This window comes from Hyphomonas sp. (assembly GCF_013823385.1).
GTDB lineage: Bacteria > Pseudomonadota > Alphaproteobacteria > Caulobacterales > Hyphomonadaceae > Hyphomonas.
Genome location: NZ_PNMA01000079.1, coordinates 1 through 4,520, shown reverse-complemented (window position 1 = coordinate 4,520; position 4,520 = coordinate 1). Strand labels below are relative to the sequence as shown.

Below are 4,520 nucleotides of genomic sequence, written 5' to 3'. Positions count from 1 at the left end.
GCAGCAGGCTTCTTCTTCTCGTTCGCCTTGACCGGCGAGGGGCGCGCCTTGAGACCGAGGCGATGCGCCTTGCCGATCACCGCGTTGCGGCTGACCCCGCCCAGTTCGGTGGCGATCTCGCTGGCAGTCGCGCCGCCTTCCCACATCTTCCTGAGCGTTGCGATGCGCTCGTCTGTCCAGCTCATAGTCTTCTACCTGTTCCTGTGTCCGGCGCGGGGCGTCGGGTGCTTGTCAGCGGCGAGGGCGCAGCCTAGGCAAAGTGCCCATGGCTGACAACGCAACTGCAAACCCCTCCGGCAATGCCGCTCCCGTGACGGATGTGACGGCGGATGACAAGACCGGCGGGAGCTTCCGGTTCACCCCGCGCGGTGTGCCCGTGATCACGGGCGTCAATCGCGTGGGGCTCTCGGCGCTCTATATGAAGGAGGTGCGCCGGTTTCTCAAGGTGCAGACGCAAACGATCTGGGCTCCGGCCTTCACCACGCTGCTGTTTCTGGTGATTTTCACGGTCGCGCTGGGGCGGGAGGGCCGCGCGGTGCTGGGCGTGCCCTTTGCCACCTTCGTCGCGCCGGGCCTGATCGTGATGGCGATGATGCAGAACGCCTTCGCCAATTCCTCCTTCTCGCTGTTAGGGGGCAAGATGCAGGGGACGATCATCGACTATCTGATGCCGCCGCTGTCCTCGGGCGAGCTGATGGCGGCGATCCTTGCCGCGGCGCTCACCCGCGCGGTGGCGGTGGGCTGCGCGGTCGGGCTGGCGATGGCGCTGTGGCCGGGTGTCTCGCTCGCCATGGCGCATCCCTGGGCTGTCGTTTGGTTCGGCCTGATGGGCGCGGGGCTGCTCGCGCTCATCGGCCTAGCGACCTCGATCTGGGCCGAGAAGTTCGACCACACCGCCGCGATCTCGAACTTCATCATCGCGCCTGCCTCGCTCTTGTCGGGCACCTTCTACACGATCGAGAACCTCAACGGGGTGTTCCAGACGGTTAGCCGGCTGAACCCGTTCTTCTACGTGATCTCGGGCTTCCGCTATGGCTTCCTCGGCGCAAGCGACATGGGAGACGCCGCGCAGGTCGCGGCGGCGGGGCTCGGCCTGCTGGTGCTGAACGGCGCGCTGGCGGCGGGGGTCTATGCGCTGCTACGCTCGGGCTGGAAGCTCAAGAGCTGAGCGCGGCGGCAGAGCCGGCGGAACCCGCCCGCGCTTCGATCGCCGCGACTGCGGCCGCAGCACCGCTGATGCCTGCCACCGGGCCGAGCTCGAAGCTCTCGGTCTGCTTGTCCCCGTCGCTGTCGCGCCCGATCCGCACAGCGAGGCTGAGCGTGCCCGAGCCGTCGGGCGCCTCGCGCCGCTCGGCAAGGCCGATGCGGTCGGCGGGCGCGGTCTTGACCACCAGGTCGCGGCCGAGCGCGAGCCTGAGAACGCGGGTCTCGGTGACCACATACAGCACGCGGCCCTTCTCCCAGAGCGGCACGAAGGGGCGCGCGAGCATCCAGCAGCCGACGGCGATGAAGGGCAGGCCGAACAGCGGGAAGGCGATTCCGACAAGGCCGATCTCCGCGGCCCCGACCGCGCCAGAGGCGAGCACCGTCCACATCAGCGCGAACGCCGTCCACGGCACCGCGAAGACATAGATCAGGAAATGCCTCGGATCGATCCGCGCCAGCTGCCAGCCGTGCCACACCGCGCTCTCTCCCGGGCCTAGCTCGCGCTCAAGCGCCAGCCGCAGCCGGGCCATGGCGGCGTTATCGGGCGCAGTGTTGTCGGGTTGCTGCTGATCGACCATGCCCCGCCTTCTAGCAGGGCAAGGTTGTCAATGTGTGAGCGAGGCTCTCATCCGGTAACGGCCGTCCTTGAAGCTGTCGAACAGCTGACGCACCGTCGGGTGATCGACCGGGCCGCCTTGCGGATCGGCGACGAGGTTGCCCTGGCTCACATAAGCGACGTAGGATGAATCCTCGTTCTCGGCGAGCAGGTGGTAGAAGGGCTGGTCGCGCCGCGGGCGGATGTCCTCGGGGATCGACTGGTACCACTCTTCCGAGTTGGCGAAGACCGGGTCGATATCGAAGACGACGCCGCGGAAGGCGAACAGGCGGTGGCGGACCACATCGCCGATCCCGAAGCGGGCGCGGGTCTGGCGCGGCGCGATGATCGTGCGTCCGGCCTGGCTCGAAAAGAACTCAGCACGTTCCATGCGCCGCAATATGGACCTTCGCGCGGGCAAAACAAGCGCACTTGGCCGGTCCGTCCCAGATATGCGCGCAATTTGTGCCCCCGCCCCTCTTGGCAAGGGCGAATCCTTGGGCTAACGGGCGCGGCTCTGACGCCCGCCGCCTCTCGACCAGACGGCCCTGATACGCGCGCCAGACCTCGCGGAGAGGTGGCAGAGTGGTCGAATGCGCCGCACTCGAAATGCGGTTTACCGGCAACGGTAACGTGGGTTCGAATCCCACCCTCTCCGCCAGACACCCTTCCGCAAGCGTCCAAAAAACCCCTGTTTTCCTTGATTTTTAGCCATTTTGCGCTAGATATCGTTCTGCATTTGTTTCGATATTTCCGTATGCGTCCACGACGATTGGGGGCATTTCTGGGGGCATCAAAACGCAGTTTTGGGGGCACAGATGCTCAGCGAGATGGCAGTCCGACAGGCGAAGGCAAAAGACAAGGATTACAAGCTCTCCGATTCCGAGGGGCTGTATCTGTTTGTCGCCAAATCCGGCCATCGGAGCTGGCGGCTCAAGTATCGCTTTGCGGGGAAAGAGCGCAGGCTGATCCTTGGTGCCTACCCCGAGGTTTCGCTGAAAGAGGCGCGTGATCGTAAGATCGAGGCACGCAAGCAACTTGCGGAAGGCAGGGACCCCGGTCTCGAAGCGAAGAAGGCGGCTATTGCGCGGGCCATGTCGGCAGCGAACACCTTTGAGGTGGTGGCCCGCAATTGGTTCGCACTCCAGGAAGACCGGTGGACGCCGGTCCACGCAAGAGACGTAATCTCAAGCCTGGAGAAGGAGGTATTCCCTTGGATCGGCGCATTGCCGATTGCCGAGCTTGATGAGCCGATGGTGCTTTCTGTTCTGAGGAAAATCGAAAAGCGAGGCGCTATCGAGACGGCTCATCGCGTTCGGCAGAGAATGTCAGCTGTTTTCGTGCAGGCCATCGCCGAGGGCATAGCCGTCAGAGATCCGGCCGCAGTCGTGGGGAAAGCGCTAAAGCCGGTGCCACGCGGGCGCAAAAGGCCAGCGATAGTGAAGATTGAATGCCTGCATGACATGATCCGCAAAACTGAAGCTGAGCTGGCTTCGCCCCTCACGAAGCTCGCATCACGGTTCGCGGCACTGACAGCTCAGCGGCTTGGCGCCATTCGGTGCGTGGCTTGGACAGAGTTTGAGAACATCGACTGGGACGGTGATGGGCTCTGCCCGCAAGCCCTATGGCGTATCCCTGCCGGTCACATGAAGCTGGCCAGTGAATTGAAACAGGATGAAAAGTTTGATCATCTTGTGCCGCTCGCACCCGAGGCAGTTGCTGTCCTGCGGACGGCTAAGCAGCTCACCGGGCGCGGACCAATCGTGTTTCCCAGCAATCGCAGCGCCCGAGTTCCGATGAGCGAGAACACGCTGAGCTATTTCTACAATCGCTGCGGCTATCAGGGCAGGCATGTGCCGCATGGCTGGCGGGCATCGTTCTCGACGATCATGAATGAATGGGCCGAGAGGAACGGAACGGCGAGCGACAGGCTGGTCATCGATCTTATGCTTGCGCACATTCCTGAGGGCGTGTCAGGGTCCGAAGGAGCCTACAATCGTGCGGCCTTTCTGGAGCGTCGCAGGGAGATCGCCGACGTTTGGGCGAAGATGCTATTTGAGGGTTTTCCCGAGCCATCGAAACTGCTTGGGCTTCCTGCTCGCTAGGCGCATCCAATCCAGTCAGCTTGAATGCGGTCGGCAGCCGTCGGCATGCCATCGACGATGACGTTTTTGCCGACGAGGGTTTGGTCGACATCCAGCGCTTCTACGACCCAGATCTGCTCATCAGATGTCGTGAGAAGGAGGCTCCGAGCCCCTTTCGTCAATCGACCTGATAAGCGCTTCCGCTGACTGCTCACTCCAAATTATCTCCTGTCATAGCTTCCACCGACGAAGCACATTGCGCACATAGGTCGGCGTTTCGCCGTTGCGCGGAATTCCGCCGGCTCTCGTAACGGCTCCGGGACCAGCATTGTAGGCCGCCAGAGCGAGGTGCACCACTCCGAAACGATCTAGCATCTGGCGAAGATAGCGTGCGGCCCCGTCGATGTTCGATACCGGGTCGAAGCGATTTGTCACGCCAAGTTCCCTGGCCGTCGCAGGCATCAGTTGGCCGAGACCCGCCGCTCCGACGTGGCTGACGGCCAACGGATTATATCGCGATTCCGTCCACACAAGTGCATCGAGCAGGCCCGTGGGTAAGGCGTACCTCACCTCGGCCGCATAGACATGGGGAAGATAGCTGGCCCTTCGAAAACTGGAGGTGCCCATCGCGGCGG

Annotated in this window: 7 protein-coding genes and 1 tRNA gene; 3 read left to right on the top strand and 5 right to left on the bottom strand. The window is 63.3% G+C overall.

The features are described from left to right. The coding region (locus C0456_RS19650; RefSeq protein ID WP_291056036.1) for a GcrA family cell cycle regulator at positions 1 to 185 on the bottom strand (185 nt) is incomplete at its 3' end. 80 nt (positions 186 to 265) lie between these two features. Between C0456_RS19650 and C0456_RS19645 the strand changes: the two genes are divergently transcribed. Then, positions 266 to 1,168, top strand: a complete 903-nt coding sequence (locus tag C0456_RS19645; protein ID WP_291056033.1) for an ABC transporter permease — start codon at positions 266 to 268, stop codon at positions 1,166 to 1,168. On the opposite strand, the gene C0456_RS19640 is transcribed toward C0456_RS19645, so the two are convergent. Both C0456_RS19640 and hspQ read right to left on the bottom strand, forming a co-directional pair. Beyond that, positions 1,158 to 1,784 carry a hypothetical protein gene (locus C0456_RS19640; protein WP_291056030.1) on the bottom strand — a complete coding sequence of 209 codons (627 nt, stop codon included), beginning with the start codon at positions 1,782 to 1,784 and terminating at the stop codon, positions 1,158 to 1,160. The two genes, C0456_RS19645 and C0456_RS19640, sit on opposite strands and share 11 nt — an antisense overlap. A gap of 27 nt (positions 1,785 to 1,811) precedes the next feature. Beyond that, positions 1,812 to 2,192: a heat shock protein HspQ gene (hspQ, locus tag C0456_RS19635; protein WP_291056027.1), complete on the bottom strand. Its 381-nt coding sequence runs from the start codon at positions 2,190 to 2,192 to the stop codon at positions 1,812 to 1,814. 180 nt (positions 2,193 to 2,372) lie between these two features. Here hspQ and C0456_RS19630 point away from each other — a divergent pair. Both C0456_RS19630 and C0456_RS19625 read left to right on the top strand, forming a co-directional pair. Continuing rightward, a tRNA-Ser gene (locus tag C0456_RS19630) sits at positions 2,373 to 2,462 on the top strand. Between the two features lie 157 nt (positions 2,463 to 2,619). Next, positions 2,620 to 3,906 (top strand): integrase arm-type DNA-binding domain-containing protein, encoded by a 1,287-nt coding sequence (locus C0456_RS19625; RefSeq protein ID WP_291056024.1) that lies wholly within the window; start codon positions 2,620 to 2,622, stop codon positions 3,904 to 3,906. On the opposite strand, the gene C0456_RS21010 is transcribed toward C0456_RS19625, so the two are convergent. Both C0456_RS21010 and C0456_RS19620 read right to left on the bottom strand, forming a co-directional pair. Continuing rightward, positions 3,903 to 4,100, bottom strand: a complete 198-nt coding sequence (locus tag C0456_RS21010) for a DUF5818 domain-containing protein (RefSeq protein WP_367179320.1) — start codon at positions 4,098 to 4,100, stop codon at positions 3,903 to 3,905. The two genes, C0456_RS19625 and C0456_RS21010, sit on opposite strands and share 4 nt — an antisense overlap. A 16-nt stretch (positions 4,101 to 4,116) precedes the next feature. Then, positions 4,117 to 4,520, bottom strand: a 404-nt coding sequence (locus tag C0456_RS19620; RefSeq protein WP_291056021.1) for a lytic transglycosylase domain-containing protein, incomplete at its 5' end; no start/stop codon positions are given.